Origin of the sequence: Bacillus cereus group sp. MYBK5-2 (genome assembly GCF_051915685.1) — a bacterium.
In the GTDB taxonomy this organism is placed as follows: Bacteria; Bacillota; Bacilli; order Bacillales; family Bacillaceae_G; genus Bacillus_A; species Bacillus_A cereus.
On sequence record NZ_JBQAFE010000002.1, the window covers coordinates 600,968 to 619,685 of the forward strand.

Below are 18,718 nucleotides of genomic sequence, written 5' to 3' on the forward strand. Positions count from 1 at the left end.
CGAACGATGTATGAGTGTTTAAAAGAGTTTTGGTGTTATTTGCAATTTTAATTTCATAATACTTAAGCCGATATAATAAAATGTTTTATGTCTAAATCGATATAAAGGAATAGTTTTTTAGTGATATTTCTTTTTTTATAGAATAAGCAAAACCTGATATTGTAGTAAGAATTGTTTTGAGGTCAATTTACTGTGCATCTTGGTTATTGAAGTTTTTTGTTGATTAACAACTATTGTATTTGGAAATTAATAATAAGTTTATCTCGCTATTTGCCAGGCAGTAAGACCCCCACCTCAAAATTCAGCGGAAGCAAAGAAGTTAGGTGGGGGGCGGGCTGCCCGTAAAAGCCCGATTGGTGTGGGCTAATAATCAGTGGGGATGAACAAAACCCCCACTGATTAAAGTTTCACTTTATGTGATGCGGTAATAAAACTATCTAGTTTGCTATTTTTAGTATTTGTAAAGTCTATATATTTTCCTCTTTTGTGGAAAGTAAAACTATTGTTACGACCAGTAATATAGTGTCATGTTTTTGAATATTCCATTCGTTTTTTATTTTTAGTTGATGAAAAGACCTTTCTCTCAATTAAATATTTAATTGAGTACTTGAATTTCCTCCACCTTGTACTTTTCAAAGCATAGTGCTTCAAAAATAGCCGTATCGCTTTCATCTGTTTCCAATTTCACAACTTCTTTATTATCTTTTTCTAAAATTTGGAGCAAAATAGTTTTTCAGTTTCATATTTAAATTAGCAGTATTTATTTTTTTGAATTCAATTTGTATAAGTGATTGAATTGGAACTTTGACTGTTGTTTCTTGCGGTGGTACAGTATCTCCTGTTACTTTCGCTGTATTTTAAATCTTTTTCCAGCTTGGTCCTCGCATTGACTACCACTGTATTTTGTAGTACTTCACTGTTTTCTCAAGTTCAATAATTATATCTTGTAGAATTAAGAAAAGAACTTAGTGTATTTCATTTACTTATCTACTCTGTACTTTGATATTTAGATGCTAACTACAATTAAATAATATATGATTTTTATAAAAAAGATATAGTAATATTTTGTTGTGAATTGTACTAATTTGATATTTTATAGTATTATTTGTCGTGAATTATATATAACAGAATATATTTTATGGATCTATAAAGGAGAATGTAATGAATACTTCTATCGATATACAACACTTGTGTGATCTTGCACATAAAGCATTTAATGCCCCTGTACATATTTTATCTGCAGACAGAAAAATTTTATATCATTCTACATCTGATAATGTTTGTAGTCCTTTTTATTCTTCAAAAGAAGAACATCTTACTGATATTTATCAAGAAAACGATCCCTTTAACTTGCCACTTTTCCGAAGTAACAACTATCTTGAAAATTTTGTTCTAATTCATATAGAAAATCATGATGATATTAAAGGGACTATCATAATCGGTCCTACTATACATCCAAAAGATTCAGATGATATGATCATAAAATTTCAGAAAGAATTTAAATCAAATGATAACATTCAAGAAAGACTTGCCTATTATCAGTGTTTATCTGAGATTAAAAAAACTACATTAATTGATATGGGAATTTTATTACATTACATGATTTTCAATGAAAAGTTAGATGTAGATATTGTCTTGGAAAAAAATAAAGTACTAGAGGAAATTCCTAATAAAAATGTGAAACCTGATTTATATATTTTAAAACGCCGACAAAACAAACCTAAAACGCACAATATGGCATTAGTAAATGATTTCTTTTCGACTATTAAAGAAGGGAATAAAAAAAAGTTAATACAGTATATGTATGCGGTTTCGCAAGAAGATGTTGAACTTATGCTAATAGAGGATCCGCTCAGGAATCAAAAAAACCTTGGAATTATTGCGATTACCTTAGCCACTCGATATGCAATAGAAGGAAACCTGCCACCAGATATTGCTTTTGCCCATAGTATTTTATATATACAAACCCTAGAACAATTAGATAATGTAGAATCTGTAAAGCGATTGTCAGGGGACGCTTTACGTACCTTTGCAGATCGTGTGAAAGAATACAATGCAAAAAAGTATTCTTACGCGGTTACTACATGTATAAAACATATTAATAAAAATGTTTACGATGGAATATCTCTGAATGAACTTGCTAATCATTTAGAAATTACGCCTACTTATCTGTCTAAACTATTTAAAAAAGAAATGGGAATTACTTTAAGCGAATATATTCAAAGGGAAAGAGTGGAAGAAGCAAAAAAATTATTAACACTCACTACTTATTCGTTATCAGATATCTGTGCGTGGCTTAACTTTAATGACCAAAGTTATTTTATAAGAGTTTTCAAAAAAATCACTAGTATGACTCCTAGGCAGTACCGTGAAAAATATACAGTAATATAAGCTTGTTATCTGCTGTCTTCAATGTAAAGACTTAAACATGGGTATAAGTATCCCAAAAAATGAAAATACACTAACCATTATTTTGCTAAAGAAAACAAAAAGACAGAAGGCTGCAAAGTGTTTCAAGTAAGCTTTGCAGCTTTTTTGTAATTTAAAACCTATGTTTATAACGATGATAAGTTTATAGACTAATATCTTCATACTGAATATTTGTTAATAATGATATTAGGATGTTTTGTGAAAAAATCAACAATATAACATATATTACTAAATATATCTACATTTTATGCAATTATACATAACTAAATAAAGGTAAAAAAGTATAAAAAGACCTATTATATTATTCTATAAGTATTTTTTCTAAAATAAAATTTCTTGGTTGAGCTAAAATAGTTATTTTTAACCGTATACACATTAATTTGTAATCATTACAATTACAGAAATGAAATTTACGGATAACTATATTTATATAATTTTTTTCGGTTCATATTTTTATTTAACAGTAAATTATCGATCGTAATCGACAAAATTTTTCTATTTACGCATTAAAAATTTAATGTTTTAATGAACAACATAACTGGTATGACCAGACAGAAAGGAGAAGGTTACGCTAATAGGAATTATAGTGAAGTTGTAAGTAACATTATGTTGTTAATAATTTTCTAAATAGTAAATTTATCCACAAGAGGTCAAGAATCAAATTTGTAATAAACGTGTTCTAAGTTTCTGCATAACAAAAGTAAAGTTATTCCGCAATAAAAGTATAAGCGATGTACAGCATAATTCCACCTTTTGTAGTCTAGTAAGGAGTTTGCTAATAAAACTAAGAGTAATATTATTAAATTAAAATTAAACAATGTTATGACAAGATTAACTGTAAGCATTAGTTTATTGATCCTCACGATTCTGTAAGTTAAACCGCAACTTTAGGAAAGAATTAATAATTTACTACTCATAGGGTGCCTGATTCAAATATAGTTAATAAATTTTTGTTATTTATATTTAAAAAAATAGAGTATCGAAATGAGAGATAAATAAAATCCTTACATCCTATTAGAAGTAAAAAACAACGATATTAACGTATCTGAAAGATTTCTCCTTCTTATCCAGTTTACAACGAGAGCGGTCGTACAAGTTATATGAATTAAGTTATAAAAACAATGGTAAAGGAGTGTACGGAATGAAAACTAAAATAATGACAGGATTTTTAATAACATCCATTGTAACTGGAGCAACTATTCCTATCAATACTCTCGCAACACCAATCGTTCAAGCGGAAACTCAACAGGAAGGCATGGATATTTCCTCTTCATTACGAAAATTAGGTGCGCAATCTAAATTAATCCAAACGTATATTGATCAATCTTTAATGAGTCCTAATGTACAGTTAGAGGAAGTCCCAGCTTTAAATACCAATCAATTCCTAATCAAACAAGATATGAAGGAATGGTCATCGGAACTCTATCCACAGTTAATTCTATTAAATTCAAAAAGTAAAGGATTTGTAACAAAATTTAATAGCTATTACCCGACATTAAAATCGTTTGTAGACAATAAAGAAGATAGAGAAGGGTTTTCGGATAGACTTGAAGTACTTCAAGAAATGGCTATGACGAATCAAGAAAATATGCAACGGCAAATCAATGAATTAACAGATCTTAAATTACAGCTTGATAAAAAATTAAAAGATTTTGATACCAATGTGGCAACTGCGCAAGGCATACTAAGTACAGATGGAACAGGAAAAATAGACCAGTTAAAAAATGAAATATTAAATACCAAAAAAGCAATTCAAAATGATTTACAGCAAATTGCATTAATACCAGGGGCTTTAAATGAACAGGGATTTGCTATATTCAAAGAAGTTTATAGTCTTTCAAAAGAAATTATTGAACCAGCTGCGCAAGCAGGGGTGGCAGCGTATAACAAAGGAAAAGAAATTAACAACTCTATTCTAGAAGCTGAGAAAAAAGCAGTGCAAGAAGCAACAGAGCAAGGTAAAACGGCTCTAGAGATTGAATCAGCAAAAAAAGCAGCTCGTGAAGCAATTGAGAAAAGCAAACAAGGTGAAATAGCAGCCGCAGCCGCAGCAAAAACACAAGAGTATGACCTGATGAAGGTCATTGATACCGAAAAGATTAAGAAAACATTTGGCGTTTTTGCTGAAGTAAATAAATTAACAGCAGAGCAGCGAGCATATTTAGATGATTTAGAGAAACAAAATCAAAAAATATATGATTTAACAACGAAATTATCAATAGCTGATTTACAAAAATCAATGCTTCTTCTTACACAAAATGATTTGCATACGTTTGCAAATCAAGTAGATGTAGAACTTGATCTACTAAAGCGCTATAAAGAAGATTTAAATCTAATAAAAAATAGCATTACAAAATTATCTACTAATGTTGATACAACTAACGAGCAGTCTCAAAAAGATACATTAAGACAATTAAAAAATGTAATAAGTTACCTTGAAGAGCAAGTATATAAATTTTGATATTGCGTTTTTTAGGAATTCATAAAGATTATAAGCATTTAGCGAAAGAAGGAGAATAGTCATGAAAAAATTTCCATTCAAAGTACTAACTTTAGCTACATTAGCAACTGTTATAACTGCTACTACCGGTAACACTATTCATGCATTTGCACAAGAAACGACCGCTCAAGAACAAAAAGTAGGCAATTATGCATTAGGCCCCGAAGGACTGAAGAAAGCATTAGCTGAAACAGGGTCTCATATTCTAGTAATGGATTTATACGCAAAAACAATGATTAAGCAACCAAATGTAAATTTATCTAATATCGATTTAGGCTCAGAGGGGGGAGAGTTGCTCAAAAATATTCACCTTAATCAAGAGCTGTCACGAATCAATGCGAATTACTGGTTAGATACAGCGAAGCCACAGATTCAAAAAACTGCTCGTAATATTGTAAATTACGATGAACAATTTCAAAATTATTACGACACATTAGTAGAAACTGTACAAAAGAAAGATAAGGCAGGTCTAAAAGAGGGTATAAATGATTTAATTACTACAATCAATACAAATTCAAAAGAAGTTACAGATGTGATTAAGATGCTACAAGACTTCAAAGGGAAACTATATCAAAATTCTACAGATTTTAAAAATAATGTTGGTGGTCCAGATGGGAAAGGTGGATTAACTGCAATATTAGCAGGTCAACAGGCAACGATTCCACAACTTCAAGCTGAAATTGAGCAACTTCGTTCTACTCAGAAAAAACATTTTGATGATGTATTAGCATGGTCAATTGGTGGTGGATTGGGAGCAGCTATTTTAGTTATTGCAGCTATTGGAGGAGCGGTCGTTATTGTTGTAACTGGCGGTACAGCAACACCGGCTGTTGTTGGTGGACTCTCGGCTCTTGGTGCAGCTGGTATTGGTTTAGGAACAGCGGCTGGTGTCACAGCATCTAAGCATATGGACTCCTATAATGAAATTTCTAACAAAATCGGAGAATTAAGTATGAAAGCAGATCGTGCTAATCAAGCAGTTCTTTCGCTTACTAACGCGAAAGAAACATTGGCATATTTATATCAGACTGTAGATCAAGCGATATTGTCTCTAACAAATATTCAAAAGCAATGGAATACAATGGGCGCAAATTATACAGATTTACTGGATAATATCGATTCTATGCAAGACCACAAATTCTCTTTAATACCAGATGATTTAAAAGCCGCTAAAGAAAGTTGGAATGATATTCATAAAGATGCAGAATTCATTTCAAAAGATATTGCTTTTAAACAGGAGTAGAACTGAAATATAAAACCTAAATTGGAGGAAAATGAAATGATAAAAAAAATCCCTTATAAATTACTCGCTGTATCGACGCTATTAACTATTACAACTGCTAATGTAGTTTCACCAGTAACAACTTTTGCAAGTGAAATTGAACAAACGAACAATGGAGATACGGCTCTTTCTGCAAATGAAGCGAGAATGAAAGAGACCTTGCAAAAGGCTGGATTATTTGCAAAATCTATGAATGCCTATTCTTATATGTTAATTAAGAATCCTGATGTGAATTTTGAGGGAATTACCATTAATGGATATGTAGATTTACCTGGTAGAATCGTACAAGATCAAAAGAATGCAAGGTCACATGCTGTTACTTGGGATACGAAAGTAAAAAAACAGCTTTTAGATACATTGAATGGTATTGTTGAATACGATACAACATTTTACAATTATTATGAAACAATGGTAGAAGCGATTAATACAGGGGATGGAGAAACTTTAAAAGAAGGGATTACAGATTTGCGAGGTGAAATTCAACAAAATCAAAAGTATGCACAACAACTAATAGAAGAATTAACTAAATTAAGAGACTCTATTGGACATGATGTTAGAGCTTTTGGAAGTAATAAAGAGCTCTTGCAGTCAATTTTAAAAAATCAAGGTGCAGATGTTGATGCCGATCAAAAGCGTCTAGAAGAAGTATTAGGATCAGTAAACTATTATAAACAATTAGAATCTGATGGGTTTAATGTAATGAAGGGTGCTATTTTGGGTCTACCAATAATTGGCGGTATTATAGTCGGAGTAGCAAGGGATAATTTAGGTAAGTTAGAGCCTTTATTAGCAGAATTACGTCAGACCGTGGATTATAAAGTAACCTTAAATCGTGTAGTTGGAGTTGCTTACAGTAATATTAATGAAATGCACAAGGCGCTTGATGATGCTATTAACGCTCTTACTTATATGTCCACGCAGTGGCATGACTTAGATTCTCAATATTCGGGAGTACTTGGACATATTAAGACCGCATCTCAAAAAGCTGAACAAAATAGATTTAAATTCTTAAAGAATAATTTGGATGCGGCTAAAGACAGTTGGAAAACATTACGAACAGATGCTGTTACATTAAAAGAAGGAATAAAGGAATTAAAAGTGGAAACTGTTACTCCACAAAAATAGGGAAATATTAATTCTGTTGTAAAGTGAACTAAAACATAGAAAGTCTATGATTACACTGTTAAACAGAAAAGTGATAATTAATAAATCCTTATATAACAGAAAGGCGGAGTCTCATTAAAGACTTCGCCTTTCAATTATATATAAGTATGATTCGAATAAAAAATAACCTTGTAGTTTAATTGCTTTTTTAAAATTTGCAACAGAATCGGTTAATTTGAAGCAGATTATATACATTTTCTTTAATACTTTATGATTTGAAGGCTGCTAAAGAAAGTTCAAACGATACTGATAAAAGATGTAGAACTCATTTTGAAAGACATCGCTTTTTAATAAGATTAGAACTTGAAACTATACCTTATATAGGAGGAATACGAAATGATGAAAAAAATCCCTAATAAACTACTCGCTGTATCAGCGTTTTTAACTATAACAACTACTTATGCAGTCATACCACTAGAAACTTTTGCGATTGAAATTGAACAAACGAACAATGAAAATATATCTCTTTCAGCAAATGAAGAACAGATGAAAAAAGCTTTGCAAGATGCTGGTTTATTTGCAAAAGCTATGAATGAATATTCTTATTTGCTAATTAATAATCCAGATGTGAGTTTTGAAGGAATAACTATTAATGGAAATGCAGATTTGCCTAGTAAAATTGTACAAGATCAAAAGAATGCAAGAGCACATGCTGTTACATGGAATACACAAGTAAAAAAACAGCTTTTAGATACATTGACAGGCATTATAGAATACGATATAAAATTTGAAAATTATTATGAAACATTAGTAGAGGCGATCAATACTGGAAATGGAGATACTTTAAAAAAAGGGATTACAGATTTACAGGGAGGAATTCAACAAAATCAAAAGTCTGCAAAAGCATTAATAGAAGAATTAATTCAATTAAAAAATGCTATTGGAGAAGATGTTAGAACATTTGGAAGTCATAAAGAGACATTGCAATCGATTTTAAAAAACCAAGGTGCTGATGTGGAGGCGGACCAAAAGCGTCTAGAGGACCTTTTAGGACAAGTAAAATATCAGAAAGACATAGAATCTAAGGGGTTAGACATGGTGAAAATCCCCTTTATTCCAACCTTGATTGCTGGTGGCATCATGATAGGTGATGCAAGAGGTAAGTTAGGTTGGCTAGAACCTGAATTAGCAAAATTGCGTCAGACTGTAGATTATAAAATAACATTGAATCGTGTAGTTGGAGTTGCATTTCATAATATTAGTGATATGCATAGTATGCTTGATAGTGCTATCACTGCTCTTACTTATATGTCTACGCAATGGGAGGATTTAGATTCTCAATATTCGGGTGTACTGGGACATATTGATAAAGCTGATCAAAAAGCTGATCAAAATAAATATAAATTCTTAACCCCTAGCTTGAATGCAGCGAAAAACAGTTGGAAAACATTAAAAACAGATGTTGTCACTTTACAAGAAGGGATAAAAATCGCAGAGAAAAAAGAACAGGATTTTTTGAATCAGCTTCGTCCATCAAACGTTTTCTACTTTTATAAAAAAATTCATAACGCATACACTTTTGAAATAAAGACTGGAACAAATGCGCCAAATGCGTCTTATAAAGTTATGAATTTAACGAAAAACACTGTTCATAATATGTGGAGTGGAGGGGCTAATACTAACATGTGGGCTGATTGGCTTTCATTCAATCCAAATGATGAATTTGCGGTAGTAGCAGTAGTGGATGGTAAAGAATATGTTGTGTATAAAGACAAAGTACAAAATATAATGAACTGAATCTGAAAGTAACGAAGTAATTGGAGCTGGAGAATAGACTAGACACCAAGTTAATCGAAAAATCTCCTTATATCCTAGAATATTTTGCTCAAGAAAAAGAATTTGTTCAGCGAAAAAAGTAAATATTGAATCAAGGAGTTAGTTGTATTATGTGTATGGTTTTACCGAAAGGTTTCAAGTACATTACCCATACAATTATGTAGTTATCCTGAAGCATCTACAGGTGTTCTTATCGACCTTGAAGAACTACTTAGCTTCCTAAGTGGAGTGATTTTATGCAAAATTAAGTGAACGTTTTTGTACATAGATTAGTTGACATTCATATAGATTTTTTCCATTTTCAAAGATAGTTTTGTTTTTTATGTTATTTTTCAAAAATTACTGCTGAAATTTCTATATTCATGACTCAGTATATAATCATTGTTTGATGAAATGACATACCACGTCCCTTAGAGTTTCATACGTATTACGATAACTTAAAGAAAAAAGATAATAGTAGTCAACGGTTACTATTATCTTTTTTGAACTATTTTTCATTAAAATATCTCATCTGCTGTGTTCCTTATTTACTTTTCCAGATTTTATCCTAGTTTAAAATTTATGCATTTGAACTGTTTATACAATTTGTAGGATTTTTAGCTTTTTTGTCGAATACACTTAATGCAAGGAGGGACATTACATGATTATTAAAGATTATTTCATCAACCTTTCTATTTTTTCTTTATTAGTTAGCGCAGCAATATTTATTCAAGTGTTTACAATTAATTCTAGTCGATATTTCGAAAAGCTCTATGGAGGGATTATTGCAGTTACGTTAATGTTCTTTTCTTTTCCATACATGGGATTTTCCTACGATCTTCGAGTTGTTCCTCTTATTCTATCTTTTATTTACTTTGGTCGTATTGCTGGTTGGATTACGCTAATTAGCATAATATTAATGCGTATCTTTTACACTGGAGGGTATTGGGAACCTCCTGTGATTGCTTATTTAGGTATGGGGATTCTATTTTCTACTTTTAAAACTTATTTTAAAAAACTACATCCTTTTAAAAGTGCATCGTTATATTTTTCTGTTTTTATTGGAATAAAGTGGTTAGTTGGCGTATTATTTAATACTACATTACTTTACACAGGAGGCCTATTATATATAGCGTTAGGACTTTTAATTGGGCTATTTCTTATGGAAGCCTACCAGAGATTGTATTATTTAACACAGGACTTATCTAAAATGAATCGAGAATTAAAAAAATCGAAGCAAGAACTTGCAGATACCGTACATGAGCTTCAAGGAGGAATTTTTAAATTTAAAAAAGTGGATAAGCACTTTATACACACTTTATGTGATGGACAGTTTTATTATCAAAACGGATTTTATTCTGAACAGGTGGTAGGAAAAAGCTTACGTACTATTGATGCTTCTATTGTTCCTCCACATTTAGTTCCACAATTGATGAAGTACTATCTTCAGGCATGGGAAGGAAAAGAAATTATATTTGAATTACCTTGGCCAAATGATAAAACTATTATTCTTATTGCGCTTAGGCCGATTAAACGAAATGGACAAGTTATTGAAGTTGTTGGTTCTACAGTTGATATAACCGAAAGGAAAAAGGTAGAATCAGAATTAAGCGCTACCAAAGAATTATTGGAATCATTTATAAAGCACAATCTAGATGCTATTACCATTTCTGATCGAGAAGGGCATATTTTACAAGCCAATAAAGCTTATGAAAAGATATTTGGGTGGTCATCACAAGAAATCATAGGTAAGAGATTACCTTGTGTACCAGATTTTTTAATGGAAGAATCACTTGAAAATATTCAGAAAATTCTAACAGGAGAATCGGTGGTTACTAGATTAGAAACTGTTAGACAACGGAGCGATGGGAGTCTTCTTGATATCAGTCTGACAGTTTCTCCTATACTAGATGTAAGAGGAAATGTGATAGCTTTATCAGCAATATGTAGAGACATCTCTGAAAGAAAACAAGCAGAAAGAGAACGGCATCGATTACACCAGCAATTAAGAGATAGTGAAATGAAGTACCGTGCACTAATCGAACAAGCAACTGATGCGGTATATGTAGTAGAGCTGAATGAAGATAATGCTCCAAGTCGATTTATTGAGGTAAACCCTGTTGGGTGTAGAAGATTTGGATATAGTAGAGAAGAGTTGCTCTCATTATCATTTTCAAATATAGTACCACAAGATTCTCAAATAATCGTAAGGTTATTAGAAAAAATTAAAAAAGGACAAACTTCCTTCACTTTGCAAGATGAGTATGTTTTTCCAACAGGAAAAGTAATAACAACTGAGTTTAGTGTTCGTGTTTTTAACTTAAATGGTAAAAAAGTTTTTCTAAGTATTTCTCGTGATATCACTGAACGGCTAAAAACAGAAGAATTATTACGAAAATCTGAAAAACTTGCTGTTGTAGGACAATTAGCGACTGTAATGGCTCATGAGATTAATAATCCATTAACTGCAATGAAAGGGTTCATGCAATTACTAAAATCAACGGAAAATGAGAATAATCAGGGTTATATTAATATAGTATCATCAGAGATTGAGCGTATAGAGAGCATAACAACTGAATTTATGGCGGTAGCCAAACCACAAGTAGTAAAAATGCAACCTAATAACATTAGTGTGCTAATGGATCAAGTTTTAATGCTACTACAACCTCAAGCAATGATGCATAATATAAAATTTAGAATCGATCTTAACCCTGGTATTCCATTGATTTCATGTGAAGGAAATCAATTAAAACAAGTATTTGTTAATATATTAAAAAATGCAATTGAATCTATGCCGATGGGAGGGGAAATTCTGATTCAAATAAATATACTTGATAATAATCAAGTAAGCATTCGTTTTATCGATCAAGGGTGTGGGATTCCAAAAGAACGTATACCATACCTCGGAGAACCTTTTTATAGTATTAAAGAAGAGGGGATTGGCTTAGGATTAATGATCTGTTATAAAATCATTGAAACACATCAGGGAAAGATATTTATTAAGAGTGAAATGAATAAGGGGACTACAGTTGAAGTCACTCTCCCTATTTGTACACTTCAAAATTAAGATATTCTCTTACTGAAATTTTTTAAGAAACCATACAGAATGTAATGCCAATGTTACTTAATGAAATAATAAAGAGAAGAACACTGGTAAATGTACCCTATAGAATAGACACTTGAAAAAGCCTGTTATAAAAACATCCTTTCTTTAGAACCAAAAGAAAGGATGTTTTTAATATTGTAATTTTTCTTGGAGACATTTCAAATTTTTACTTGTAATACATTTTTTAACTAATTTTGGTTAAGTTAGTTAAAAAGGTATTATTTTTAATGAGCATATTGACATATAAATATCCCTCATTTTTAAAATAGAAATTTCTAAAAACTATATATAGGTTCTTTTTGAAAGGAAGGGTATTATCAATTGAAACCACATGAAAAAGTACCTGTTCACTCTATAAAATCTTTGCAGGAATTAATGCAATTACTAAAAAAATCTAAAGATTTTATAACGTTGGAGATCGCTTCAAACAAATCCTCTATAGTCATTTCATATTTTAGAACCTTAATCGATGTAAATATATTTCATGAAGAGGTTTTAACTTATATAAAAGAGAAGAGCTTCGATTCATTACAAGATATTCGGTCTGTCTTACCCTTTGAAAATTCAAAAATAACAAATCAAATGGAAGATATTCAGGATAGTATTTTAAACGGCTATATACTTATTCAGTTCGATACAGATAAATTAAATGGCTTGTTAATCAATGTGGCAAAGAAAGAAAAAAGAGATATTACAAAAGCTGAAATTGAATACAATATCGTGGGTCCACAAATCGCGTTTGTTGAAGATTTAGATGTAAACTTAAATTTAGTACGTAGAAAGCTTCCAACACCTTATTTACAAATGAAGGAATTGAAAGTAGGCTCTCTATCTAACACAACCGTTGCGATTGTATATATTGAGGGAATTGTAAATGATCAAAATCTACAAGAAATTATAAAAAGGGTGAGTCTAATAAAAACAGACCACGTTTTGGATAGCACGTATTTGATGCAGTTAATTGCAGACAACCCGAATTCTATATTTCCTCAATTTTTGAATACAGAACGACCAGACCGTGTAGCAGCTGTATTGGCAGAAGGGAAAATTGCACTTTTTGTAGATGGCTCACCTTATGCAATCACTCTTCCAACAACATTAATTGACTTTTTTTCTACGACAGAAGATTACACCATGCCTTGGATTATTGCCTCTTTTTTTCGTCTATTAAGGCTTTTTGCTTTTATGTTTTCTGTCTTAACGACTCCATTATATGTTGCAATCTTAACATATCATTACGAGCTTATTCCAAAAGAACTTCTTGAAACGTTAATCATATCGAGAAGTAAAGTACCTTTTCCTCCATTAATTGAAGCGCTTTTTTTAGAAATAACGATTGAATTACTGAGAGAAGCGGGGGCACGTTTACCAACTAAAGTGGGTCTAACTGTCGGTATAGTAGGTGGTATTGTAATTGGACAGGCATCTGTAGAGGCAAGTCTTACAAGTAATGTACTTATTATTATTGTTGCACTTTCAGCGCTTAGCTCATTTACAGCACCAATATATCGAATTGGTAATACAATTCGAGTAATTCGTTTTCCTTTTATAATATCTGCACACCTGTTGGGTTTATTAGGAATTGTTTTAACAAGCTCTTTGCTTTTAGCACGTTTATTACGTACAGAATCATTAAGACGTCCTTATTTGTTTCCTTTTTATCCTACACGCCCTACAGATTGGAAAGACAGCATTATCCGTTTGCCGATCTCAGCGATGTTTCGACGTCCTATTTTTTCAAGATCTAAACAGCGTTTTCGTTTTAATCCAGAAGAGGTAGAGAAAAATAAAATTAAATCACGAAATGATTTTGATGATTGAAATTAACAGGGAGGAGCATTATGAAACAGATCCCAATTGAGTATCAAGTCTCTCCATATATGGTGTTTTTTTTAATTATTACTATACAGATGGGGGTTGGTATGCTTGGTTTTGAAAGGATTAGTGCAAAATTAGTTGGAAATGATGCGTGGATTAGCACGCTGCTTTTTGGAATATCTGTTAATCTTATGATTTGGATTATATATCAGATTTTAAATCAGGGTAATGGAGATATCATTGCAATCAATCAAGACGTACTTGGAAAATGGATTGGTGGATTGTTCAACTTCATTTTTTTATCCTATATTGTATTGTTAGGTGCAACAACACTACATACTTATATCGAAGTAGTACATGTTTGGATGTTTCCTTCCATTTCATCTTGGATTATAGCAGGGGCTTTTTTGGGTCTATGTTATTACATTGTGACTGGAGGATTTCGTGTAGTTGCCGGAATTGGCTTCTTTGGAATCGTTATCCCAAGCGTTCTAATCTTCACATTTTTTTATCCTTTGCAGTATGCAGATTTTCAGAATTTATTTCCAATTGCACAGCATTCATTCCTAGAAATCATGAAAGGAATGAAAGGAAATATGTTTAGTTTTTTTGGATTTGAAATGTTATTGTTGTACTACCCATTTATTAAAAAGGCAAGAACCTCTCAAAAATATGCGCACTATGCAAATTTAGTAACGACTATTGTCTACACATACCTTATGATTTTAACTCTTGCGTTTTTTAGTGAAAAACAACTAGCGAGCGCGATATGGGCATATTTAAGCATGATTAAAATTATACAATTTCCCTTTATAGAGCGGTTTGAATACATTATTGTTTCTGTTTGGGCTTTTTTTATATTACCCAATGTTTCCTTTACATTATGGGGAGTAAGTCGTGGTATAAAAGAGGCACTGGGAATAAAGCAAAAATATGTTTTGCCAGTTATCATCCTGTTCATCTTTGTTTTATCATTTTTCTTGAATAACCGTAATAAAATTAACTTATTAAATACTTGGACAGGTCAAATTGGCTTTGTATATATATATGTATACCTACCTATATTATGGCTAATTCAAACCGCCAAAATAAAGTTAAGGAGATAAACATGAAGCGATGGATACTTTTCCTTATAGTAAGTGTCTTCTTAATAGGTTGTGCTAAAACGAAAATTGTGGATGACATTGACTTAGTTCAAGTTGCGGCATATGATACCGAAGCAAAAGGTAAGCTAAAAGGAACCTTTGCGATTTCAGCTTATAAAGGAGGCGGGGAAGGTGAAACGAAAATCTATTCAGCATCAGGCCAGACTGGTAGAGAAGTTCTTGCAAGAGCATCCGAAAAATCTTCTGGACCTCTAGAGTTGGGGCAATTGCGTGTTATTATATTTAATGAAAAAATAATTGATAAGGGAATGCAGGAAATTTTAGAGACTTTGAACCGAAATCCTAGTGTAGGAAATGCAATTTATTTAGCAATTACAAATGTAAAAGGGGAATCACTATTAAAGGGGAATTATTCTGAAGAAAAAGAAATTGCTTCCTATCTATCCTCTTTACTGGAGCAAAATATGGATAATGGAACGCAGCCAAAAACAAATTTTTTTATGTTTTTAAACCAACTTAATGATGATGCGAGAGATTCATATTTACCGATAATATCTAAAAAAGGTAATGTGTTGGAGTTAGATGGAATAGCACTTTTTAAAAGATGTAAAATGGTTGATAAAGTAAACCCTAAAGATTTATTTGTATTTAAATTGTTGACAGATAATTTTAAACAAGGTACATACCAATTCAAACTACCTGGTTCCTCAAATACTTACGCCACGATAGAGAATATAAAAGCTAGAACAAAATATAAGATGGAGGGGAATAGTAAGCATCCATTCGTAAATGCTCATATTCAAGTTAAAGCTGAAATTCAAGAATTTACAAAAACAAAAAATCTAGATAATCCTAAAGAAATAAAAAAATTAGAAAAAATTATGGAAAAAGAAATAGAAAAAAAAGCAACTACATTGATAAAGAGATTTATTAAAAAAGACACAGATCCTATAGGACTTAGAAAGCTTGGTAGAACTCACGTAAGAAAATGGAACAGTCAAGAATGGGAAGAATCCTATAAACATTTACGTTTTCGTGTAACAGCTGATGTAAAAGTAACCCAATCTGGTGTTACAGAATAAATCAAATAAGATATGGTAAATTTCAACAAAAAAATATAGTCTCGCAGGAGATTAGGGAGAAGAGAAACGATTAACAAAGAATTTCATAAACATTAAGATGTTTTGTTAATCGTTTTTATACCTGTAGCTTTATCACTTATAGTAATCATAATTATAATAAAAGAACACCGAAACAAATTCCCGATACCACATAATTATAAGAGGACAATAAAGCATCAAGATATAATGTATGCTTTGTCTGGAAAAAAGAATTTAAGTACTTCAAGGTTAAACACTTAACTTTAAAGTGGTAAATTCGTTGCTTGTAGCACTTCAACTAGACTGTGCCCCCGAAAGTTAGAAAGGTCGGTTTATTAAGTAGCCTCTAGGGAATGAGCCTAGTACAATACTGGATTCATTTCCTTTTATTTTTCCTTGATTCTTTCATGATTATAGTATTTTATATACTTTGCTAATTCTTGTTTAAATTCTGTTATACTTTCAAATTCTTTCGATACAGAAATAGACATACAAAAACGCCATTCTTTCTTATAAATTTACAGAAAGAATGGCGTATTCTTCAAAAGTGAGTTCCTTTATTGAAAAGTTTTAGTTCTATATGACAGATAAAAGGGCAAGCAACGCTAAAATAGCGAGAAATCTTTGTTTCATGATAATTGATTTATTGGATGTGAAACCTCCGGAAATAGCTGCTACCACTACACAAATGATGAAAAATAATTGAATCATATAACCAATGGGATTGTTTCCAAGTATAAGTCCCCGAGTGAGGCCAGCTGCTAAGAATTCATTATATAAACCGTTTGCAAATTAATTGTCTAAGTATTTCTGAGTTTAAAGAGTACAGTGTCTTCGTTTTTTATTGAATCAACTTTTACATGTTGGTTCAATATTTTCTATTCTCTTGGAACTTAGTTCTCGTTTACTTCTCACAAAAGCAATAAAATCTATTATCTCTTCTGTTGACAGTGCTTCTCCATCTATTAAAAGTGTTGGATCTGGATCGTTTAGGAGTCTTGTAATATCAATTACATCTTTGTTTTGATGTGAATGTTCAATTCGACCTAATATATAATCTACAGATGTATCAAATAAATCGGCTATTTTTGATAAAGATTGTAATGAAGGTAATCTATAACCATTTTCATACCCGGCATAGGTGCTTTTCGCAATCCCAAGTCGATCTGCTGTCTCTTGTAAGGACCATTTTTGATTTTTTCTTAATTTAGATAAACGTTCCAGCATTCGTCTCATACCCCATCTAATTTTATTAAATTAATTATAACATAGAAAAAGAATCAAGAATAGAAAAAAAGTACGCGTATTGAATACAAAATCTTGATTAATTCAAATTAAGTTCTATAATGATAAATATAAATACGCATTACGCGAACGATATATCGTTGTTTATTTTATGGAGGGGTTGTGTATGAAGAAAATTTTATTACTTGCAACTGGTGGGACAATTGCATCTGTGGAGGGGAATGAGGGGCTTGTTCCAGGATTGTCCGCTGAGGAATTATTGAATTATTTTTCGAAGTCTTCTCGAAACTTAGAAATAGATTGCAAAATCTTAATGAATATTGATAGTACCAATATGCAACCTGAGCACTGGAAAGAAATAGCTAATGCTGTTTTTAATCACTATGATGACTATGACGGGTTTGTGATTACACATGGAACGGATACGTTAGCTTATACATCTTCTGCGTTATCTTATATGCTGCAAGGTTTAAGAAAACCAGTTGTTTTAACAGGTTCACAAGTACCTATTAGTTTTAAAAAGACAGACGCAAAGAAAAATGTAGCTGATGCTCTTAGGTTTGCCTGTGAGGATGTTGGCGGTGTGTTTATTGTTTTTGATAGTAGGGTGATTATTGGGACGAGAGCAGTTAAAATGCGAACAAAAAGTTATGATGCATTTGAAAGTGTGAATTATCCATATGTTGCTGAGGTAAATGAAGATGAAGTGAAATATCATTGGAAGCCAACTTCCTCACATAGTGAACTTTCAATAAATACTAATTTATGTACGGATGTTTTTCTTATGAAATTGTATCCAGGTACAAAGCCTGAGGTATTTGATTGTTTAAAAGATTTGTATAAAGGGATTATTATTGAAAGTTTTGGAAACGGTGGATTACCTTTTGAAGGAAGGAACTTGCTTTCGAAAATTCAAGAGTTGACTGAAATGGGGATTGCTGTAGTGATTACTACTCAATGCCTGGAAGAAGGAGAAGACATACTTCTCTATGAAGTAGGACGGAAAGTGGCGCAACATCAAGTAATATTGTCTGGAGATATGAATACGGAAGCCATCATAGCAAAATTGATGTGGGCGCTTGGGAAAACTAATAAATTAGAAGAGATTAAAAAAATTATTGAAGAGCCTTTAGCCTACGATTTAACAATAAAATCTGATAAGGATTGGTAATGACTTCATATGATTTATTTAGGTTTTACATTTAATATGGG

At 31.6% G+C, this 18,718-nt stretch carries 12 protein-coding genes and 3 pseudogenes; 11 read left to right on the forward strand and 4 right to left on the reverse strand.

Annotated features, from left to right (window positions below):
• Positions 1-595: 595 nt before the first annotated feature.
• On the reverse strand, positions 596-724 hold the full coding sequence (locus ACTFP3_RS11315) for a hypothetical protein (protein WP_000939299.1): 129 nt from the start codon (positions 722-724) through the stop codon (positions 596-598).
• Positions 725-1,161: 437 nt separating this feature from the next.
• On the opposite strand from ACTFP3_RS11315, the gene ACTFP3_RS11320 reads away from it, so the two are divergent.
• From ACTFP3_RS11320 to ACTFP3_RS11365, 10 genes and pseudogenes are all read left to right on the forward strand, one after another.
• Positions 1,162-2,391, forward strand: a complete 1,230-nt coding sequence (locus ACTFP3_RS11320) for a helix-turn-helix domain-containing protein (RefSeq protein WP_086388593.1) — start codon at positions 1,162-1,164, stop codon at positions 2,389-2,391.
• Between the two features lie 1,180 nt (positions 2,392-3,571).
• Positions 3,572-4,891, forward strand: coding sequence for a hemolytic enterotoxin HBL lytic component L2 (hblC, locus tag ACTFP3_RS11325; protein ID WP_326036885.1), 1,320 nt, complete (start codon positions 3,572-3,574; stop codon positions 4,889-4,891).
• Between the two features lie 61 nt (positions 4,892-4,952).
• On the forward strand, positions 4,953-6,173 hold the full coding sequence (gene hblD, locus ACTFP3_RS11330; RefSeq protein ID WP_000714435.1) for a hemolytic enterotoxin HBL lytic component L1: 1,221 nt from the start codon (positions 4,953-4,955) through the stop codon (positions 6,171-6,173).
• A gap of 36 nt (positions 6,174-6,209) precedes the next feature.
• Complete coding sequence (hblA, locus tag ACTFP3_RS11335) at positions 6,210-7,337, forward strand: hemolysin BL binding component B (protein WP_086411398.1); 1,128 nt, start codon at positions 6,210-6,212, stop codon at positions 7,335-7,337.
• A 375-nt stretch (positions 7,338-7,712) separates the two neighbouring features.
• Complete coding sequence (hblB, locus tag ACTFP3_RS11340; RefSeq protein WP_326036884.1) at positions 7,713-9,113, forward strand: hemolysin BL regulatory component HblB; 1,401 nt, start codon at positions 7,713-7,715, stop codon at positions 9,111-9,113.
• 20 nt (positions 9,114-9,133) lie between these two features.
• Positions 9,134-9,362 (forward strand): annotated as a pseudogene (locus ACTFP3_RS11345) (hypothetical protein); the annotation flags it as partial.
• A gap of 430 nt (positions 9,363-9,792) precedes the next feature.
• Positions 9,793-12,198 (forward strand): PAS domain S-box protein, encoded by a 2,406-nt coding sequence (locus ACTFP3_RS11350; protein ID WP_349560655.1) that lies wholly within the window; start codon positions 9,793-9,795, stop codon positions 12,196-12,198.
• Positions 12,199-12,558: 360 nt separating this feature from the next.
• On the forward strand, positions 12,559-14,058 hold the full coding sequence (locus tag ACTFP3_RS11355; protein WP_000802295.1) for a spore germination protein: 1,500 nt from the start codon (positions 12,559-12,561) through the stop codon (positions 14,056-14,058).
• A gap of 20 nt (positions 14,059-14,078) precedes the next feature.
• A complete protein-coding gene (locus tag ACTFP3_RS11360) occupies positions 14,079-15,161 on the forward strand; it encodes a GerAB/ArcD/ProY family transporter (protein WP_152122699.1) in 1,083 nt (360 codons plus the stop codon).
• Between the two features lie 2 nt (positions 15,162-15,163).
• Positions 15,164-16,243 carry a Ger(x)C family spore germination protein gene (locus tag ACTFP3_RS11365; protein WP_000832874.1) on the forward strand — a complete coding sequence of 360 codons (1,080 nt, stop codon included), beginning with the start codon at positions 15,164-15,166 and terminating at the stop codon, positions 16,241-16,243.
• Positions 16,244-16,647: 404 nt separating this feature from the next.
• Here the strand turns inward: ACTFP3_RS11365 and ACTFP3_RS11370 are convergent.
• The 3 genes and pseudogenes from ACTFP3_RS11370 to ansR all read right to left on the reverse strand — a co-directional run.
• Positions 16,648-16,734, reverse strand: a pseudogene (locus tag ACTFP3_RS11370) (IS3 family transposase); the annotation flags it as partial.
• A 103-nt stretch (positions 16,735-16,837) separates the two neighbouring features.
• Positions 16,838-17,053 (reverse strand): annotated as a pseudogene (locus ACTFP3_RS11375) (DUF1304 domain-containing protein); the annotation flags it as partial.
• Positions 17,054-17,110: 57 nt separating this feature from the next.
• Positions 17,111-17,488: an HTH-type transcriptional regulator AnsR gene (gene ansR, locus ACTFP3_RS11380; protein ID WP_000893569.1), complete on the reverse strand. Its 378-nt coding sequence runs from the start codon at positions 17,486-17,488 to the stop codon at positions 17,111-17,113.
• 184 nt (positions 17,489-17,672) lie between these two features.
• On the opposite strand from ansR, the gene ansA reads away from it, so the two are divergent.
• Entirely contained in the window at positions 17,673-18,677 is a 1,005-nt protein-coding gene (gene ansA / locus ACTFP3_RS11385; protein ID WP_000722302.1) for an asparaginase, read from the forward strand.
• Positions 18,678-18,718 lie beyond the last annotated feature (41 nt).